The organism is Pseudarthrobacter sulfonivorans, from assembly GCF_001484605.1.
In the GTDB taxonomy this organism is placed as follows: domain Bacteria; phylum Actinomycetota; class Actinomycetes; order Actinomycetales; family Micrococcaceae; genus Arthrobacter; species Arthrobacter sulfonivorans_A.
The window spans coordinates 3,337,803-3,353,266 of the sequence record NZ_CP013747.1; the positions used below are offsets into that span (position 1 = coordinate 3,337,803).

Here is a 15,464-nt window from a genome sequence, read left to right on the forward strand (position 1 = left end):
GGAGCGCTGCGCCAGGCTCCGGCACCACTCCTCGTCAGCTGTGCCCGCGGTACCAAGGCTTCAGGAGGCCCCCATGCTTGTGCTCGTCATCAACTCCGGTTCGTCCTCGCTCAAGTACCAGGTCCGTGACGTGGCCGCCGGCATTGTGCTGACCGAGGGGCTGATCGAGAAGATCGGCATGGGCAACGGCGGTGATGGCGACGGCGAAATCGAGGGCCCCCGGGACCATGCGGAGGCGCTGGAACTGGTAGATGCCGCGATCCATGCCGAGCTCGGCGACCTTGAGCTGGCTGCGGTGGGCCACCGCGTGGTGCACGGCGGCGAACGTTTCGCCGAGCCGGTGCTGATCGACAACGAGATCACCCGCGCCATCGAGCGCCTCAATCCGCTGGCGCCGCTGCACAACCCCGCCAATGTCCTGGGCATCCGCGCCATCAGCAAGAAGTGGCCGGACCTGCCGCAGGTGGCCGTGTTCGACACCGCTTTCCACCGCACCCTGCCGGAGCACGCCTGGCGCTACGCCGTCCCGGACGAGCTCTACACGAACCACGGCATCCGCCGCTATGGCTTCCACGGCACCTCGCACGAGTACGTCACGCACCGCGCCGCATCGCTGCTGGATCTGCCCGTGGACGAGTTCGACGGCGTGATCGCCCACCTGGGGAACGGCGCCTCCGTCACGGCCATCCGCCGCGGTCATTCGGTGGACACGTCCATGGGCTTCACCCCGCTGGAGGGCCTGGTGATGGGCACCCGCTCGGGTGACCTCGATCCCTCCATCCTGGTATTCCTCGGCCGGAACGGGTGGACGCCGGAGGACATCGACAGCATGCTCAACCGCGAGTCGGGTCTCAAGGGGCTCGCCGGGAACAACGACATGCGCTCGGTGGTGGAGGCGTCAGAGGCTGGCGACGCCAAGGCTTCAATGGCGCTCGCGGTCACGTCCTACCGGCTGGCAAAGTACATCGGCGGCTACCACGTGGCCGTCGGGGGTGCCAAGGCCCTCGTGTTCACGGCGGGGATCGGCGAAAACTCGCACCAGTTCCGCGCCCTGGTGACTGACAGGCTGCGTGCGCTGGGGATAGAGCTCGACGTCGGCCTGAACAGTCAGCGCTCCAAGGAACCGCGGGTGATTTCCTCGGCTGAGTCCGTCATCCCGGTGTTGGTGGTGCCCACCGACGAGGAGCGCGCCATCGCAGAGGCAACTGCCGCCGTCGTTGGTGGTTGAGCCTGTCGAAACCGGGCTGCGGGGTAGCCTCAGTCCATGCCTGAGATCACTTTGCCCCTCCGCACCGAGCGGCTCATCCTGCGCCGGTTCGAAAGTACGGACCTGGACGCCTTCCACGCTTACCATTCGCTGCCCGAAACGGCCCGCTTCCTGCCGGGGGAAGCCAAGAGCTACACAAAGTGCATGGAATCCGTGGGCAAGTACGCCAACTTCGTCTACGAGAAGGAGAACGACTGGGTATGCCTGGCCATCGAGGCGAAGGGATCGCCGGGGCTGCTGGGCGAAGTGGTGCTGAAGTGGCTTCCGGGGCGCGGCCAGGGCGAAGTCGGATGGACCCTGGCGCCGGCCTCGCGGGGCAAGGGCTACGGGGCAGAGGCCGCGGATGCGGTGCTGAAGCTGGGGTTCGAGGAGCTGGGGATGCACCGGATCGAGGCAAAGCTCGACGCCTTGAACACCGCCTCCGCCGCCTTGTGCGAACGGCTGGGCATGCGGTTGGAAGCCCGGCTGGTGGACAAGTGGCACTACAAAGGCCAGTGGGCCACTGAGCTGGTCTACGCGATCCTTGAGGGCGAATGGCGGGCCCGGCGCCAGTGAGGGAAACGAATGGCCATTGACGGCCTCAAGCGCCGGGGACAGACTTTTCCTGTGCCTAGCTGCCGGCCGTGCCGCGCTGGCAACAGGCGTGTCCAAGGAGAATCCGATGCCCACCGTGGAAGAAAACGTCTACATTGCCCGCCCGCCACAGGAAGTCTTCAATTTCCTGTCAAAGGGCGAAAACATTCCAGTCTGGGACTCCTCGGCGGTCCATGCCGAAACGGTCGGGACCGAGCCTGTTGCAGTCGGCACCCGGGTCAAGGGCGCCAGCAAGGTGGTGGGCAGGAAATTCGACTGGACAACGGAGGTTATCGAATTCCAGCCTCCGACCCGCTTTGTATCCAGCTCGGTGGAAGGAAAGCTGGAATTCACTGTCACGAATGTCCTGGAACCTGAAGGTGACGGGACCCGCCTGAATTTCCGGATCGATGCGGCATCTGGCCTGGGCGGCGTGTTCGGGAAACTGGCCGACCGGTTCGTGGAACAAGCCCAGGCCCGGACCGTCCGTGCCAACCTCGAGACACTGGCCGAACTGCTGGCCGAGCACCCCGAATACGGCAGGGATGACGGCTGAGCCGCGAGATCCGATCGATTGCTCCGTAACGGCCCTTCAGGGCGCTGAAAACGGCGGTTGGGCCCACGCCGGCAGGGTACCCTGGCCGAGCTGGCGAGGCGAGGGGGCCGGTGGGGAGCAACCGATGGGTTATTTGAGGCCGGCCCCCGGCAGCAGGTCCTTGGCGCCGAGGGAATCGGCGATGAACGCGTAGTCCCACGCCCGCTCGCGCCACTGGACATAGCGCCCGGACGCGCCGCCGTGGCCGCCGTCCATTTCGATCTTCATCACCACAGGCTCCGTGCCGGTGGTCTTGTTCCGCAGCTCCTGGACCCACTTGGCAGGCTCCACGTACAGGACGCGGGTGTCGTTGAAGGACGTCACCGCGGCCACCTTGGGGTACGCAACGGAATGCACGTTCTCGTACGGCGAATAGGACTTCATGTAGGCGTACACGTCGGGATCCGTGATGGGGTTGCCCCACTCCTCCCATTCCAGGGCGGACAGCGGAAGCTCCGGGTCCAGGATGGTGGTGAGGGCGTCCACAAACGGCACCTGCGCCACCACCGCGGCGTACTTTTCCGGTGCCAGGTTGGCCACGGCACCCATCAGCAGACCGCCCGCAGAGCCGCCCAGCGCCGCAATCCGGGACGGATCCACCCAGCCGGAGTTGGCGAGCCAGTCGGTGGCGTCCACAAAGTCGGTGAAGGTGTTCTTCTTGGTGAGCTTCTTGCCGTCCTCATACCAGTGCCGGCCCAGCTCGCCGCCGCCGCGGATGTGCGCGATCACAAACACCACACCGCGGTCCAACAGTGACAGCCGCGCGATGCCGAAACCCGGGTCCATGCTCAGCTCGTAGGAGCCGTACCCGTAGACCAGGCCCGCCGCCGTCGAATCCTGTTTCACGTCCTTGTGCCGCAGCACAGACAGTGGGACCCGCGTGCCGTCCGAGGCGTCGGCCCATTCGCGGGTGGCCACGTAGTCGCTGCCGTCGTAGCCGCCCAGCACCGGGCTTTCCTTGCGGAGCAGCAGTTCGCCGGCGGGCTGCGCCGGGGTGGGCAGCACAAAGTCGTAGACGCGCGACGGCGTGAAGTAGGACGTGTAGCCCAGCCGGATGACCGGGGCCTCGTAGTCCGAACCGCCGACGCCGGCTGTGTACAGCTCCTCGTCGAACGCGGGCTCCACCGGAGCTTCCTGCGCGGGCGTACCGAGGGCGGCCAGCCCCATCACCTGGACGCGCTCGATGGTGTCCTTGCGGACGGACACAATCAGGTGCGTGGAGGTGACGCCGGCACCATTGACGCGGACGTCGTCGGAATGCTCGACGACGGTACTCCAGTGCTGCTCGGCCAACGGCTTGGCGAGCTCGGCGGGGTCCGCCAGGGAGACCATGGAGTTGATGGCACCGCGGTTGTGGGTGAGCAGAATGCGTTCTGATTTTTCGCCGTCAGGACCGGTGAGCAGGAACGGCTCGGCCTCGTAGAGGACGCGTTCGTCCCGCGAAATCACCGTGGTGAGGGCCGCCGTCGGGTCATCGAAACGCAGCAGGCGGGTCTCGCTGTACTCGGAGCAGCCGATGCCCAGCACGAGGTGCCGCCTGTCAGAGGAGAGCTCAAAGCCCAGCCACATGGCGACATCGTCCTCCTGGTAAATCACCTCATCGTCAGAGACCGGAGTGCCCAGGACGTGGGACTTGACCTGGTACGGGCGCCACGAATCGTCCACCACGGTGTAGAAAATGCGCGTGCCGTCGGGGGAGAAGCTGACGCCGTAGAAGATGTTCTCAATGACGTCCGGCAGGAGTTCACCCGTGCGGAGGTCCTTGATGCGGAGGGTAAAACGTTCGTCGCCGGAGTTGTCCACGGCGTAGGCGTAAAGGGTTCCGTCCACCGTGACGGCCGAGCCGCCCACCGAGAAGAACGGCTTGCCTTCGGCTTCAATGTTGCCGTCCAGCAGCACTTCCTCGCCGGGAATTTCGACGCCGGCCTCCACTGCGGGGGGAGTCCAGTCGGCCACGGGGTTGCCGGAGTCCTGGGCACGGACGCGGCACTGGATGCCGTACTCCTTGCCCTCTACCGAGCGGCTGAAGTACCACCAGCCGTCCTTGCGGTTTGGGACAGACAGGTCTGTCTCCTGCGTGCGGCCTTTGATTTCCTGGAAGATGGCCTCGCGCAGCGGCTCCTGGTGGGCGGTGACCTCCTCCTGGTAGGCGTTCTCGGCCCTTAGGTGCTCGACCACCTCGGCGGATTCCTTCTCGCGCAGCCACTCGTAGTTGTCCACGAAAGTGTCGCCATGGTGCGTCCGCTCGTGCGGGACCTTCTTGGCCACTGGGGGCGTGGGGGAGGAAGCGGCGGACGAAGTGGCGGAATCCTGCAGCGGAGTCTGGGTCATGCCTTCAATATATAGAGCCGGGCGGACAAAATGGCCGCCGTTCGCTACCGGGGTAGCGCCCTCCTGCCCTGTTGATCTATCACTTATGGGCCCTAAACCGGGGGCAAAGCGACTGTAAGTGATAGATCAACGGAGCAGCCGGGCCGGACGGGCCGCTAAGTTACCGGCCGGAACCCCTTGAACCGTCCTCCGCCGGGTGCTAGAACGGCATTACCGGGAGGATCCGGACGCGTTCTTTTTCATCTGCCTCATAGGGCGGTTAGCCGTTTCGGCACGCCACAGCGCCAGCCAGCGCATCGGCAGTCTGCGGGCGACCCTTCCGATACGGTGGTCCCCGGCCTCGCCGGGGACCACTTTTTGCGCCCCTGGCAATGCTGTTGTGGCTTGCCACAGAAGGCTGAGCGGGACCTTGACAGGGCGTCATTATCGCGGGGTAATTGAAAGCACTCTTAGTAATTTTTGGGGGCGATGATGCGAAACCTAATTCCGAAAGGCATCCTCCGGAAGGTGCTCCTGCCACCCACGTACGGCTTGCACCTGACACGGGGCGCTGAGTTCACGGTGCTCTCCGTCGAAGTCTGGAGCACGTGCCTGGTGGTCAACATCCACGTGGAATCCGCTGCCGGGAGGGCCATCCCGGAAATTGCCATCGAAGACCATTGGGGCACGCTCTACACACTGCGAGATTCGGCCAGTGTGGGCTCGCGGAACCTACAGGTATTCACCCCGTCCGTGCCGCCCGGCACCAGAAGCCTGACCATCAGGTCCACGGACGACGCCAACGCGCGCCTGGTGGTGACCTTCGCCGTCCCGCTGATGCGGGAAGCCGGCGAAGCAGCCAAGGCGCCGCTTTCCCGCCCGGTCCGACTGCGCCGTCCGGCCTAGAAGCAGGCCAATCAAGAACGCACTCACTGCAGGGATTGAACTGCTCCCCGGAAGTTGGACTGAGAAATTCAGTTCCGACTTCCGGGGAGCAGTTTTATGCATGCACGTAGTTCATTGTCTGAGGCGCAGCGCGAGGCGGCTGTAGCGTTGTTTGAGAAGGGTGTGGGGTATGGGTCGGCGGCTCGGTCGCTCGATGCGGCTCGTGTGCCGGTTAGGGCCCTGTATGGGCGGTGGAGGATTCATGGGCAAGGAGTGCTGGTGAGCAGGCCGGCGAAGTCGTACTCGTTTGAGTTTAAGCGCGCTCTGGTCGAGCGGTTCCTCGCGGGTGAGTCCGGCCCGGCTCTGGCAGTCGAGGCGGGTTTGGCCTCGCGTGAGCTGCTGCAGAAGTGGGTCCGGGCGTATCGGCTGGACGGTGAGGACGGGTTGCGGCCAAAGCCCAAAGGCAGACCGCGGAAACCCGATTCCCCGCCACCCGCGGAGCTGCCCGAGCTTGAGCGGTTGCGGCGGGAGAACGAGCGGCTGCGCGCTGAGGTGGCGTACCTGGGAAAACTGCGGGCCTTGAGGGAACAGGGACGTCGGTAAAGGTTCAAGCCGTCGTTTCCCTCAAGGCTGACTATCCGCTTGGTGTCCTGTTGGACGTCGCCGGGCTGGCCAGATCCACGTTCTTCTATCACCAGGCCCGGCTCCAGGCGCCCGACCCGCAAGAGAAGCTCAAAGCGGCGGTCACGGAGATCTTCGAGACGAACCATGGCCGGTACGGGCACCGGCGCATCCACACGGAGCTGGTCAAGCAAGGATGGACGGTCGCGAAGAAGACCGTGCTGAAGCTGATGCAGGCACTCGGACTGGCCTGCAAGGTCCGGCGCAGGAAGCGCTACAACTCCTACCAGGGCGAACAGGGCGCGGTAGCGCCCAACGTGCTGAACCGAGAGTTCGAGGCTGACGGACCGAACCAGAAGTGGGTTACCGATGTCACGGAGTTCAGCGTCGGCGACCGGAAGCTCTACCTCTCACCGGTCATGGACCTCTTCGACCGGCAGATCATTTCTTACTCGCTGGGCTTGTCGCCGAACCTGGCGCTCACCAACGATTCCCTGCGTGAGGCCCTGACCTGCCTGCAGCCCGGTCAGCAGCCGCTGGTGCACTCGGACCAAGGTTTCCAATACCGCCACACCTCCTGGCGCACCCTCATCGAGGACGCCGGCGCGGTCCAATCAATGTCCCGCAAGGGCAATTGCTACGACAACGCCGTCATGGAGAACTTCTTCGGCCACCTCAAGGAAGAACTCTTCCACCGCGTCCGATTCCTCAACACCGACGCACTGGCAGCTGCAATCGAGGAATACATCCACTGGTACAACACCAAAAGAATCTCAACAAAGCTCAAGGGCCTAAGCCCGGTGCAATACCGTGCCCAGGCCCTCGCAGCTTAGGATCCTATTTGGCCAGTCCAACTTCCGGGGACCAGTTCAGATTGAGAGAGCGTTCGGGAAATTTCTGCAGGAAGTGAGAGAGCGTTGGTGGCGCGCGGGCGTATCCTGATCACGCAAAGGCGCACCCGCCAAGCGTGAGAGGGGAAGTTTCATGACCATCCCGCCAGTGCACGAACCAGAGCCGTTCCCGCCGGAACCAGGGCCGGACCCCTTCAATCCGGAGCCCACCCATCCCGGCCACCCGGGACCGGACAGGCCCAGCCCCATCCCGACGCCGGAACCGCCAGGCCCGCTGCCCGTCCCGGATCCGGGGCCGGCACCGTTGCGCCCGGACCCCACCCGGAGTTAAGTCACCGATGAAACGGCCCCTGGCACAGCCGGGGGCCGTTTCACTTGGTGCCCGCTAGTACCCGGACCGTGTTGCCCGGCGTACTACCCGCCCGCGTACTCGGGCAGCCGGCCTTCGCGCATGGCCGCGGCCACCTGGGCGATCCCACCGTAGTCCGGGAACACCACCGACGCCCCTCCTGGTGCCGTGCCCACCCCGGCTGTCGGCAGCGTGAGCGAAACAACGGCGTTGGGGTCGATGCCGCGCATGCCGTAGGCCAGGATCGCGACGCCCACAGGATCAAAGCCCTGGTCCACCGTGAGGTAGCCGGATGCGAAATTCACCAGGGCCCGCACCGCAGTCACGTCGTGCAGGGCGCCGTCGCTGGTGAGCCGGGCGAGGATGGCGCGGAGGAACGTCTGCTGGTTCCTGACCCGCTGGAAGTCGCCGTCGACGAAGGCGTAGCGCTCGCGGACGAATTCCAGTGCCGCCTGACCGTCGAGGTGGTTCACCCCCGGTGTGAAGACGTGCTGCGTTTCGTGAGTGGACTGGAACGGCAGGGTGACGTTCACGTCAATTCCGCCCAGCCCGTCGGTGAGCGTCTTGAAACCGTGGAAGTCCATCATGAGGGTGTGGTCGATGTGGGTCCCCATCAGGGACTCCACCGTCCGCGTGGCCAGCGGGATGCCGCCCACCTGCAAGCTGTCGTTGATCTTGGAGAAGCCGTAGTCGGGGATGCTTACGTACAGGTCCCGCATGAGGGAGACCACGTGCACACTGCGGCGGTCGGCCGGGATGTGGACCAGCATGAGCGTGTCGGCGCGGTGGTCCTGCGATTCGCCCGTGGCGGCGGTGTGGGCTGCTTGCTCCCGGGCGTTCGCGCGGCTGTCACTGCCGATCACCAGGATGTTCATGGGCGCCGCGGGGAGTTCCGCGATGGGTTCGGGCGGCGGGGGAGGGGCCGGTGCCGGGGGCGGTGGCGGTGTCGTCTCCGACGGAGTGGGGGTGGCGGTGTCAGTGATGGTGGGCACCGGGGCCGCAACTTCCGCGGCAGGCCGGGTGAACAGCAGGGCTGAAACCGCGACGACGGCCACCAGCACCAGCGACAGCACCACCGCGATCAAGCGGCGCCGTTTCAGCGCAGCAGGCTCGGGGCCGGAAGGGGCCGGGCCGATCGGATCAGGACCGCTTGGGGTGCTCGCCATGACTTAGTGTCCGCCCTCGGACCCGGTTCCGGCTACAACGCGGAGCGTGTCGTTTCCGAGCCGTAACGTACGACGGCGGCTCGCCGGGTTCAGTGGAAAGCCCCGCAGTGCGGGGCGGACTAGGCTCTTGGTCAGGAAAGGGACATCTGTGGGGGATCTGATGGAAAATACGAAGCCGATTCTGCTTGTCACCAGCCGGGCGGCCTGGGAGAAGCAGTACGAGCGTTACAGGCGAATGGGCAAGCGGCTGAATACGGTCCAGGGGCTGCTCTTCATCCCATTCCTGGCCAGCCTGCTGTTTCTGGCAGGTGTGCTCTTCCCCCTGGTTGCAGGGGACATTGCGTTTGGCCACCCGGGCTACTACTGGTACCGCGCGGCAAGCGACACGGCATTGCTGATCGGCGCCATATCCTTCGTGCTCTACGCCGGGAACGGCTTTCTTCACCGGCATTTGGTGCGCCGGGCTCATCTTGCCTTGGGGCTGAAGGCAGACGGCACGTTCGTGGAAGTGCGTGAAGTTACTCCCGAGGCCGCGCCTGCCCCTCGCTAACGCCGGCTTGCCCGGGAGCGTTTAGGCGGGAGTGTTCAGGCGCGCATGCCGCAGAATGGAAACGATGGCCGGGGCCAGTTCGTCCTCCATCTGGTGGTAGATCTCGGGGCTGCGCCGGTAGGGGTCGATGATGTCGTTTTCGGAAGAATCCGCGGGCAGTGACAGGTGCCGGACGGACGCGGCGCGCGCGGGCAGCCCCCGCCAGAAGGCGGTGTTGGCACTGAGGGGACTGCCGCCGTCGTCCGCTACCGGAACGTTTGCGGCACTGTCCGCACGCTCGTCCAGGACGTCGAGCATGCGGGCAAACTCGCGGATGGTGAAGGTGCGCTTGAGCAGGGAGGCGTCCAGCTGGAGCACTTCGCCGCGGTGGCCCGAGGTCATGGTGAGGACCAGGTCCACGCCGCGCAGGATCTTGCCGGTCAGCTGCCGCGAGACGAAACCGTCCGGGTTCCCGCCGAAGGTGCGCACGATGTCGCCGGACAGCGGCTGCATGGGGTCGCCCACCATGGCCCGCGTTCCGGCGCTGGTGACCTCGAATCCGCCCGGCATCACCTGGTCCAGCCCGGCCTGCAACAGCCTTTCGGCCACGGGAGAACGGCAGATGTTGCCGGTGCAGACCGTCAGGATCCTCACGGGTGCGGGGGCAGATGCGGGGGATTCCACGGAACTTCTCTTTCCAGCCGATGCGCCGGACCCGGTGCGGCCCGTCGTACGTTTCAACTTAACACGTGCTGGTGCCGCCGCCTCAGGGGCTGCTGCTAGAGGGTGGCCAGAAGGTCCTTCATTTCCTGGATTTCGGTTTCCTGGGCGGTCACGATGTCTTTGGCCAGCTGGACCGCTTCGGGGTACTTGCCGTCGGTGCTTTCGGTCTTGGCCATCGTGACGGCGCCTTCGTGGTGGGCGATCATCTGGGTCAGGAACAGCTTGGCCGCTTCAGTGCCCTGGCCTGCACGGAGGGCGGTCATGTCCTCCTGCCCCATCATGCCGGACATGCTGTGCCCGCCAGCCATGCCGGAGGGCATTTCGGTGGGCTGGTTCCAGCTCTTGAGCCAGGCGGTCATTTTCTCGATTTCGGGTCCTTGGGCGGCTTTGATTCTGGTGGCCAGGTCGGTCACCGTCGCTGGGATGCCTTCCTTCTCCAGCATCAGGTCCGACATTTCCACGGCCTGGGCGTGGTGCCGGATCATCAGCTGTGCGAACACGGCGTCGGCTTCATTGAACTCGGCAGCTGCCGGCGCGGAGCTGGAGTGCATTCCGGAGCCGCCGTGGGTCATGTTCGGCATGCTGCTTCCGTCAGAACCGGTGGAACCGGTGGAGCAGCCGGCCAGGGCAATCGCTGCGGCGATGGTGAGTGCGGACAAGGTCAGGGTTTTTTTCATGAGAATCAGGGTCCTTCGAAGGATCAGCAGGCGTCTGGCGCCGTTGCGGATGTGTGCGGTGTGGGTGTGTGGGGGCGCCGGGCAGGACGCGGCGCAGGGCAGATCTACGTCCGGCTGATGCAGAGGTCGCCGGGGGAAGGACTGCCCGGCAGATAGGAATAGCTGTCGGTGGCCAGGGCTGTGGCGATGACGTCAAGGGCAGGGAACGGCGTGGTGCCGGGCAGCGGCGCCGATAGGGAGGTGTTGGCCGGGGATAGGACGCAGGCCGCGTCCATGCCCGCCATCGCCGGGCAGCTGCCGGGAGTGGTGCAGGGAGACACCGTCCCGGACACCGGTGCCGCTGGATCCAGCGGTGCCGCCGGCGTATCGGCGTTGGAGGACTGGGCGGCCGTATGCCCTCCGTGGCCGGTGTGGGGCCCCTGGATCTGCGTCAGGGTCATGTCCGTGCCGACCAAGAAAGCCGTGGGCATGGTGTGGGCGCCTGACATGATGTGCATCCCGAAAATCCCGGCGATGACAGCCAGCAGCCCGGTCAGCAGCACTGCACGGTGGAGGATCGCCATGGTTCTAACGTACCTGTGCGGGATTGAGTTTCACGCGGCGCAGCAGCTGGGCGTTCAACGCCACCACGATGGTGGACACTGACATCAGCACGGCGCCGGCCGCGGGGGACAACACCACCCCGGCGAAGGCCACCACGCCCGCGGCCAACGGGACGGACAGGACGTTGTAGCCGGTGGCCCAGATCAGGTTCTGCCACATCTTCCGGTAGCTGGCCCGCGACAGGTCCACCATGGACAGCACCGCGCGGGGGTCATTGCCGGCCAGGACCACACCTGCTGATTCCATCGCCACGTCCGTGCCGGCGCCGATCGCGATGCCGACTTCAGCCCTGGCCAGCGCCGGGGAGTCGTTGACGCCGTCGCCCACCATCGCCACTTTCAGCCCGCGGCCCTGGAGCTCGGCGACCTTCTTGTCCTTGTCCGCCGGAAGGACTTCGGCGAAAACCTCGTCAATGTTCAGCTCTTCGGCGACGGCCTGGGCCACCTGGCGGGCGTCACCGGTGATCATGGCCACCTTGATGCCCCGGTTCTGCAGGGCCGCCACGGCCTGGCGGGATTCCGGTCGGATGGCGTCTTCGAGGCTGACGGCTCCGAGGATAGTGTTCCCGTCGATCACGTGCAGGACGGCCGCGCCGCGGTCCATCCAGGTTCGGGTGGAGCGGGCCAGCGGTTCAGGCTCGACGGCGCCGAGCTCGCGCAGGAGCGCGGGCCCGCCGACGTGAACTGTCCGTCCGTCGATGGTGGCCCGGACGCCGCGGCCGGTGAGGGACGAGAAGCCGGTGGCATCGGGGATGGTCAGGTTCCGCTGGCGTGCGGCACGGACGATGGCCCGTGCGACGGGATGTTCACTGTCGGATTCCACCGCAGCGGCTAGGGCCAGCAGGCGGTCAGTATCCCCGTCCGCAACGGCTGCGATGTCCTTCAGATCCGGTTCGCCCGTGGTCAGGGTACCGGTTTTGTCGAAGAGGACGACGTCGATGGTCCGCATGCGTTCCAGGGCCATCCGGTTCTTGATCAGCACTCCGGCGCGCGCTGCCTGTTCGGTGGAGATGGCGATGACCAGTGGGATGGCCAGGCCCAGGGCGTGCGGGCACGCGATGACCAGGACAGTGACGGTGCGGGTGACGGCCTCCGGGACGCTGCCCAGCAGCGCCCAGACGATGAACGTGATGAGGCCCGCGCCGGCCGCGAAGTAGAACAGGAACGCCGCGGCACGGTCGGCCAGCGCCTGGGCCCTGGACGAGGATGCCTGCGCCTCGGCCACCAGGCGTTGGATGCCGGCCAGCGCGGTGTTTTCCCCGACGGCGGTCACCTGGACCCGGACGGTGTTGTCTGTCGCGACGGTACCGGCCACCACGGAGTCCCCGGGGGCGCGGGGAACGGTTTTGGATTCGCCGGTGATCATGGACTCGTCGAACTCGGCCTGGCCTTCGACGACGGTGCCGTCGGCTGGCATGCGGGCGCCGGAGCGGACCAGGACGATGTCGCCTTCACGAAGTTCGGACACGGGCAGGGTCTCCGTGCCGGAGCCGGTGACACGTTCGGCTTCGTCCGGGAGCAGTGCCGCGAGGGCGTCCAGCGCCCCTTGCGCGGAACCGAGGGCCCGCATTTCGATCCAGTGGCCCAGCAGCATGATCGCGACCAGCAGCGCCAGTTCCCACCAGAAGTCCAGGTCGAACCCGCCGATGCCTAAGGTGGTGACCCAGGACGCGGCAAAGGCTACGGTGATGGCCATGGCGATCAGCAGCATCATCCCCGGCTGACGGTTCTTCAACTCCTGGACGCCGCCTTTGAGGAATGGCTGTCCTCCATAGAGGAAAATCACCGTTCCCAGCACAGCCGGGATCCAGGTTGAGCCGGGGAATGCCGGTGGCATGTAGCCAAGCAGGTGGCCCACCATCGGGCTGAAGTAGACCACCGGCACGGACAGGACCAGGGTGAGCCAGAACCTGTTTTTGAACATGGCGGTGCTGTGCCCGGCGTGCTGCCCGTGGCTGTGGACTGCATGGTCATCGTCCTGAGCACCATGCTGCTGGTGGGCGTGTCCGGCGTGATCTGTGGGCGGGCTTGCCACCGACGTAGCCTGGCCCGGTAGGGTCTGCGGTGCCTGGTGGCCGGCGTGGTCTTCCCCGCCGTGGTGTTCGTGGTGATTTTCCATTATTGCCCTCCGGTGTGGAAGTCGTCCCTGACGGCGTCAGCAAAGCTGTCCTCAGGGCTGGAGGTGGACTATTTGCCGCTGAGGCTGTACCCGGCGGCGGTGACGGCGTACCGGACGGATGCCTCCGTGTGGGGTCCGGAGACGCTCAGGCGTGAGGTCCCTCCGGCGACAAGCCCGACGGAGGCCGACGTCACGCCGTCGAGCGCGGTGACTGCCTTTTCAACGGTCTGGACACAGTGCCCGCACGTCAGGCCGGTGACGGAGTAGTCCGTCCCTTCTGCCTGGGGTGACGGCTGCTCCGTCGAAGGGGTGGAGCAGCAGCTGCACCCTGCGTTTTCAGCTGCAACGATGGGCAGTTCGGTCCGAATCTCGGATGCACGCATATCAGTTCTGTCCTTTGCAAGAGAGGTCGTGATGAGGTGCTGGGGTTGATCGGCTGTGAGGGCCGGAATCGCGCTGGCCTGGACAAACCACTTCACTGGCAACACCCCGAGAATACCCCCATGGGGTATATCTTGCAATGTGCCGGTGCCCACACTTCAGTCAGCCGTGGCTGGGTTCCCCGGTGACGGTGTGGTCGGCGTGGTTCAAGCCTTCCAGGACAAGCCGGGCCAGGTGGCCGTCCGCGATGCTGTAGACCACCCTGCGGCTGACCTTTTGCGTGCTGACGAGGCCGCTGAAGCGGAGTTTGGCCAGGTGCTGGCTGACTGAGGTCCGGGAGGCTCCGGTGCGTTCCACCAGGGTGGTGACGTCCGCCGGTTCCTGGGTCAGGAGCCAGAGAACGTGCAGGCGGGTGGGATCGGAGAGCATCCGGAACGTGGCCGTCGCGGCATCCAGCCGGCGGGCATCGGGGAGCCTGGGGTGGTGAAGGCTCGGTGTGTTGACGCCCTGGGCCTCTTGCACCGGATCACCCTTTCCTGATGGCCGGTTCTGAGCCGGTTCTGGAGGCAGCCGGCCAGAATTTCAAGGCCGCTGCTGTACTGATCATAGACACCACAGCCAGGACTGCTGCGGCCGCGGGCTGGCCAGCGGACGCGCCGATCCAGCCAGCTACAGGGTAAGTGATGATGAAGCACGCGTGGGAGAGGGAGAACTGGGCGGTGAAAATGTAGGTCCGGGTGCTTTCCGATGCGGAGCGGCGCAGCAGCCGGGCCGAAGGGGTGCTGATCATCGAGGTCCCGGCCCCCAGAGCAACCCAGAGCCCCAGCAGCATGAGCCACGGCCCGGCTGTCGCCAGCAGGACAAACGTGCCGGCGAGGCCAATGCCAATAAGCGCAGCTCCGGACATCATCAACGAACGGTCGGCTATTCGGTCCAGTGCCCTGGGTGCGCTGAGCGCGACAGCCATCGAGCCGGCGCCGTAACAGGCCAGGGCGATGGCGACGTCGGCGTTGGAACCTGCGAACAGGTCCCGGGCATATACCACCGTGTTGACCAGCACCAGGGCTGTAGCGGCCGCAACGGCCAGATTGAAAGCGAGGAGGCCGCGCAGTTCCGGCGTCTTCGCAAAGATCCGTGCACCGAGCGTGGTACGCCGCCAGAGTGATCCTTCCTGACGGGCTGCCGGTGTTGCAGGCAGTCTGGTGGTCACCACCAAGGCCGCGGAGAACATAAAGCCTGCCACGGTGCCGAGGAAAAGTTCGTGGAAGGAAAGTACAGACAGCAGTCCTGCGGCCAGGGCCGGGCTGACCAGGGATTCCAGGTCATACGCGAGACGGGAGAGTGACAAGGCCCGCGTGTACTGCCGTTCATCGGAAAGCACCACCGGGATCAGGGACTGGAAGGCCGGCGTGAACGTAGCCGAAGCACTCTGAAGGACAAAGACCAGCACGTAGATTTGCCAGGCCTGATCCACCGCGGGCAGCATCAGGGCGATTCCTCCACGGATCAGGTCCGCGGCAACCAGGACCGGCTTTTTTGGCAGCTTTTCCACGAGTGCCACCATGACTGGCGCGACGAAGACGTAGGCCAGCATTTTTATGGTCAGCGCTGTCCCGAGGACGGCCCCGGCCTGCGCTCCTGCAAGGTCGAACGCCAGCAGTCCGAGGGCCACAGTCAGCAAACCGGTCCCCAGCAACGCAACAATCTGGGCTGAGAAGAGCTTCCGGTAGGCGCGGACGGCCAGAACTTCGATCATGAGGATCCCTCAATCGAAACAACATGTGCGTACTTATGCACTTATTGTAGACACGACGCC

At 65.5% G+C, this 15,464-nt stretch carries 16 protein-coding genes; 7 read left to right on the top strand and 9 right to left on the bottom strand.

Annotation, left to right across the window (positions count from 1 at the left end):
• Window positions 1-73: 73 nt before the first annotated feature.
• The 3 genes from AU252_RS15110 to AU252_RS15120 all read left to right on the top strand — a co-directional run bounded on the left by AU252_RS15110 (window position 74) and on the right by AU252_RS15120 (window position 2,396).
• Window positions 74-1,228, top strand: a complete 1,155-nt coding sequence (locus tag AU252_RS15110) for an acetate kinase (RefSeq protein WP_058931427.1) — start codon at window positions 74-76, stop codon at window positions 1,226-1,228.
• Between the two features lie 36 nt (window positions 1,229-1,264).
• Window positions 1,265-1,822: a GNAT family N-acetyltransferase gene (locus tag AU252_RS15115; RefSeq protein WP_058931428.1), complete on the top strand. Its 558-nt coding sequence runs from the start codon at window positions 1,265-1,267 to the stop codon at window positions 1,820-1,822.
• A 106-nt stretch (window positions 1,823-1,928) separates the two neighbouring features.
• Window positions 1,929-2,396 (top strand): SRPBCC family protein, encoded by a 468-nt coding sequence (locus AU252_RS15120; RefSeq protein ID WP_058931429.1) that lies wholly within the window; start codon window positions 1,929-1,931, stop codon window positions 2,394-2,396.
• A 129-nt stretch (window positions 2,397-2,525) separates the two neighbouring features.
• Here the strand turns inward: AU252_RS15120 and AU252_RS15125 are convergent, their stop codons facing one another.
• Window positions 2,526-4,766 (bottom strand): S9 family peptidase, encoded by a 2,241-nt coding sequence (locus tag AU252_RS15125; RefSeq protein WP_058931430.1) that lies wholly within the window; start codon window positions 4,764-4,766, stop codon window positions 2,526-2,528.
• 507 nt (window positions 4,767-5,273) lie between these two features.
• Between AU252_RS15125 and AU252_RS15130 the strand changes: the two genes are divergently transcribed.
• From AU252_RS15130 to AU252_RS15140, 3 genes are all read left to right on the top strand, one after another.
• Entirely contained in the window at window positions 5,274-5,651 is a 378-nt protein-coding gene (locus AU252_RS15130) for a hypothetical protein (RefSeq protein WP_205630580.1), read from the top strand.
• Window positions 5,652-5,909: 258 nt separating this feature from the next.
• Window positions 5,910-6,233, top strand: coding sequence for a helix-turn-helix domain-containing protein (locus AU252_RS25030; RefSeq protein ID WP_430929446.1), 324 nt, complete (start codon window positions 5,910-5,912; stop codon window positions 6,231-6,233).
• Between the two features lie 50 nt (window positions 6,234-6,283).
• Window positions 6,284-7,084: an IS3 family transposase gene (locus tag AU252_RS15140; protein ID WP_430929447.1), complete on the top strand. Its 801-nt coding sequence runs from the start codon at window positions 6,284-6,286 to the stop codon at window positions 7,082-7,084.
• 432 nt (window positions 7,085-7,516) lie between these two features.
• On the opposite strand, the gene AU252_RS15145 is transcribed toward AU252_RS15140, so the two are convergent.
• Window positions 7,517-8,617 carry an LCP family protein gene (locus AU252_RS15145; RefSeq protein ID WP_058931434.1) on the bottom strand — a complete coding sequence of 367 codons (1,101 nt, stop codon included), beginning with the start codon at window positions 8,615-8,617 and terminating at the stop codon, window positions 7,517-7,519.
• 148 nt (window positions 8,618-8,765) lie between these two features.
• On the opposite strand from AU252_RS15145, the gene AU252_RS15150 reads away from it, so the two are divergent.
• Window positions 8,766-9,167 carry a hypothetical protein gene (locus AU252_RS15150; protein WP_157768991.1) on the top strand — a complete coding sequence of 134 codons (402 nt, stop codon included), beginning with the start codon at window positions 8,766-8,768 and terminating at the stop codon, window positions 9,165-9,167.
• A 21-nt stretch (window positions 9,168-9,188) separates the two neighbouring features.
• On the opposite strand, the gene AU252_RS15155 is transcribed toward AU252_RS15150, so the two are convergent.
• The 7 genes from AU252_RS15155 to AU252_RS15185 all read right to left on the bottom strand — a co-directional run bounded on the left by AU252_RS15155 (window position 9,189) and on the right by AU252_RS15185 (window position 15,404).
• Window positions 9,189-9,830, bottom strand: coding sequence for a protein tyrosine phosphatase (locus tag AU252_RS15155; RefSeq protein WP_058931436.1), 642 nt, complete (start codon window positions 9,828-9,830; stop codon window positions 9,189-9,191).
• Window positions 9,831-9,925: 95 nt separating this feature from the next.
• A complete protein-coding gene (locus AU252_RS15160) occupies window positions 9,926-10,546 on the bottom strand; it encodes a DUF305 domain-containing protein (RefSeq protein ID WP_058931437.1) in 621 nt (206 codons plus the stop codon).
• A 104-nt stretch (window positions 10,547-10,650) separates the two neighbouring features.
• Complete coding sequence (locus AU252_RS15165; protein ID WP_058931438.1) at window positions 10,651-11,109, bottom strand: hypothetical protein; 459 nt, start codon at window positions 11,107-11,109, stop codon at window positions 10,651-10,653.
• A 4-nt stretch (window positions 11,110-11,113) separates the two neighbouring features.
• The gene (locus AU252_RS15170; protein WP_058931439.1) at window positions 11,114-13,267 is read right to left on the bottom strand and encodes a heavy metal translocating P-type ATPase; all 2,154 of its coding nucleotides are present in this window, start codon (window positions 13,265-13,267) and stop codon (window positions 11,114-11,116) included.
• A gap of 68 nt (window positions 13,268-13,335) precedes the next feature.
• Window positions 13,336-13,650, bottom strand: a complete 315-nt coding sequence (locus tag AU252_RS15175) for a heavy-metal-associated domain-containing protein (protein WP_058931440.1) — start codon at window positions 13,648-13,650, stop codon at window positions 13,336-13,338.
• A gap of 160 nt (window positions 13,651-13,810) precedes the next feature.
• A complete protein-coding gene (locus AU252_RS15180) occupies window positions 13,811-14,170 on the bottom strand; it encodes an ArsR/SmtB family transcription factor (RefSeq protein WP_058931441.1) in 360 nt (119 codons plus the stop codon).
• Window positions 14,171-14,174: 4 nt separating this feature from the next.
• Window positions 14,175-15,404, bottom strand: a complete 1,230-nt coding sequence (locus tag AU252_RS15185; protein ID WP_058931442.1) for an MFS transporter — start codon at window positions 15,402-15,404, stop codon at window positions 14,175-14,177.
• Window positions 15,405-15,464 lie beyond the last annotated feature (60 nt).

Coding starts and splice junctions, on each gene's coding strand:
- AU252_RS15185 (WP_058931442.1), bottom strand. CDS start 15,404: ATGATCGAAGTTCTGGCCGTCCGCGCCTACCGGAAGCTCTTCTCAGCC.
- AU252_RS15175 (WP_058931440.1), bottom strand. CDS start 13,650: ATGCGTGCATCCGAGATTCGGACCGAACTGCCCATCGTTGCAGCTGAA.
- AU252_RS15145 (WP_058931434.1), bottom strand. CDS start 8,617: ATGGCGAGCACCCCAAGCGGTCCTGATCCGATCGGCCCGGCCCCTTCC.
- AU252_RS15115 (WP_058931428.1), top strand. CDS start 1,265: ATGCCTGAGATCACTTTGCCCCTCCGCACCGAGCGGCTCATCCTGCGC.
- AU252_RS15165 (WP_058931438.1), bottom strand. CDS start 11,109: ATGGCGATCCTCCACCGTGCAGTGCTGCTGACCGGGCTGCTGGCTGTC.
- AU252_RS15120 (WP_058931429.1), top strand. CDS start 1,929: ATGCCCACCGTGGAAGAAAACGTCTACATTGCCCGCCCGCCACAGGAA.
- AU252_RS15160 (WP_058931437.1), bottom strand. CDS start 10,546: ATGAAAAAAACCCTGACCTTGTCCGCACTCACCATCGCCGCAGCGATT.
- AU252_RS15110 (WP_058931427.1), top strand. CDS start 74: ATGCTTGTGCTCGTCATCAACTCCGGTTCGTCCTCGCTCAAGTACCAG.
- AU252_RS15170 (WP_058931439.1), bottom strand. CDS start 13,267: ATGGAAAATCACCACGAACACCACGGCGGGGAAGACCACGCCGGCCAC.
- AU252_RS15125 (WP_058931430.1), bottom strand. CDS start 4,766: ATGACCCAGACTCCGCTGCAGGATTCCGCCACTTCGTCCGCCGCTTCC.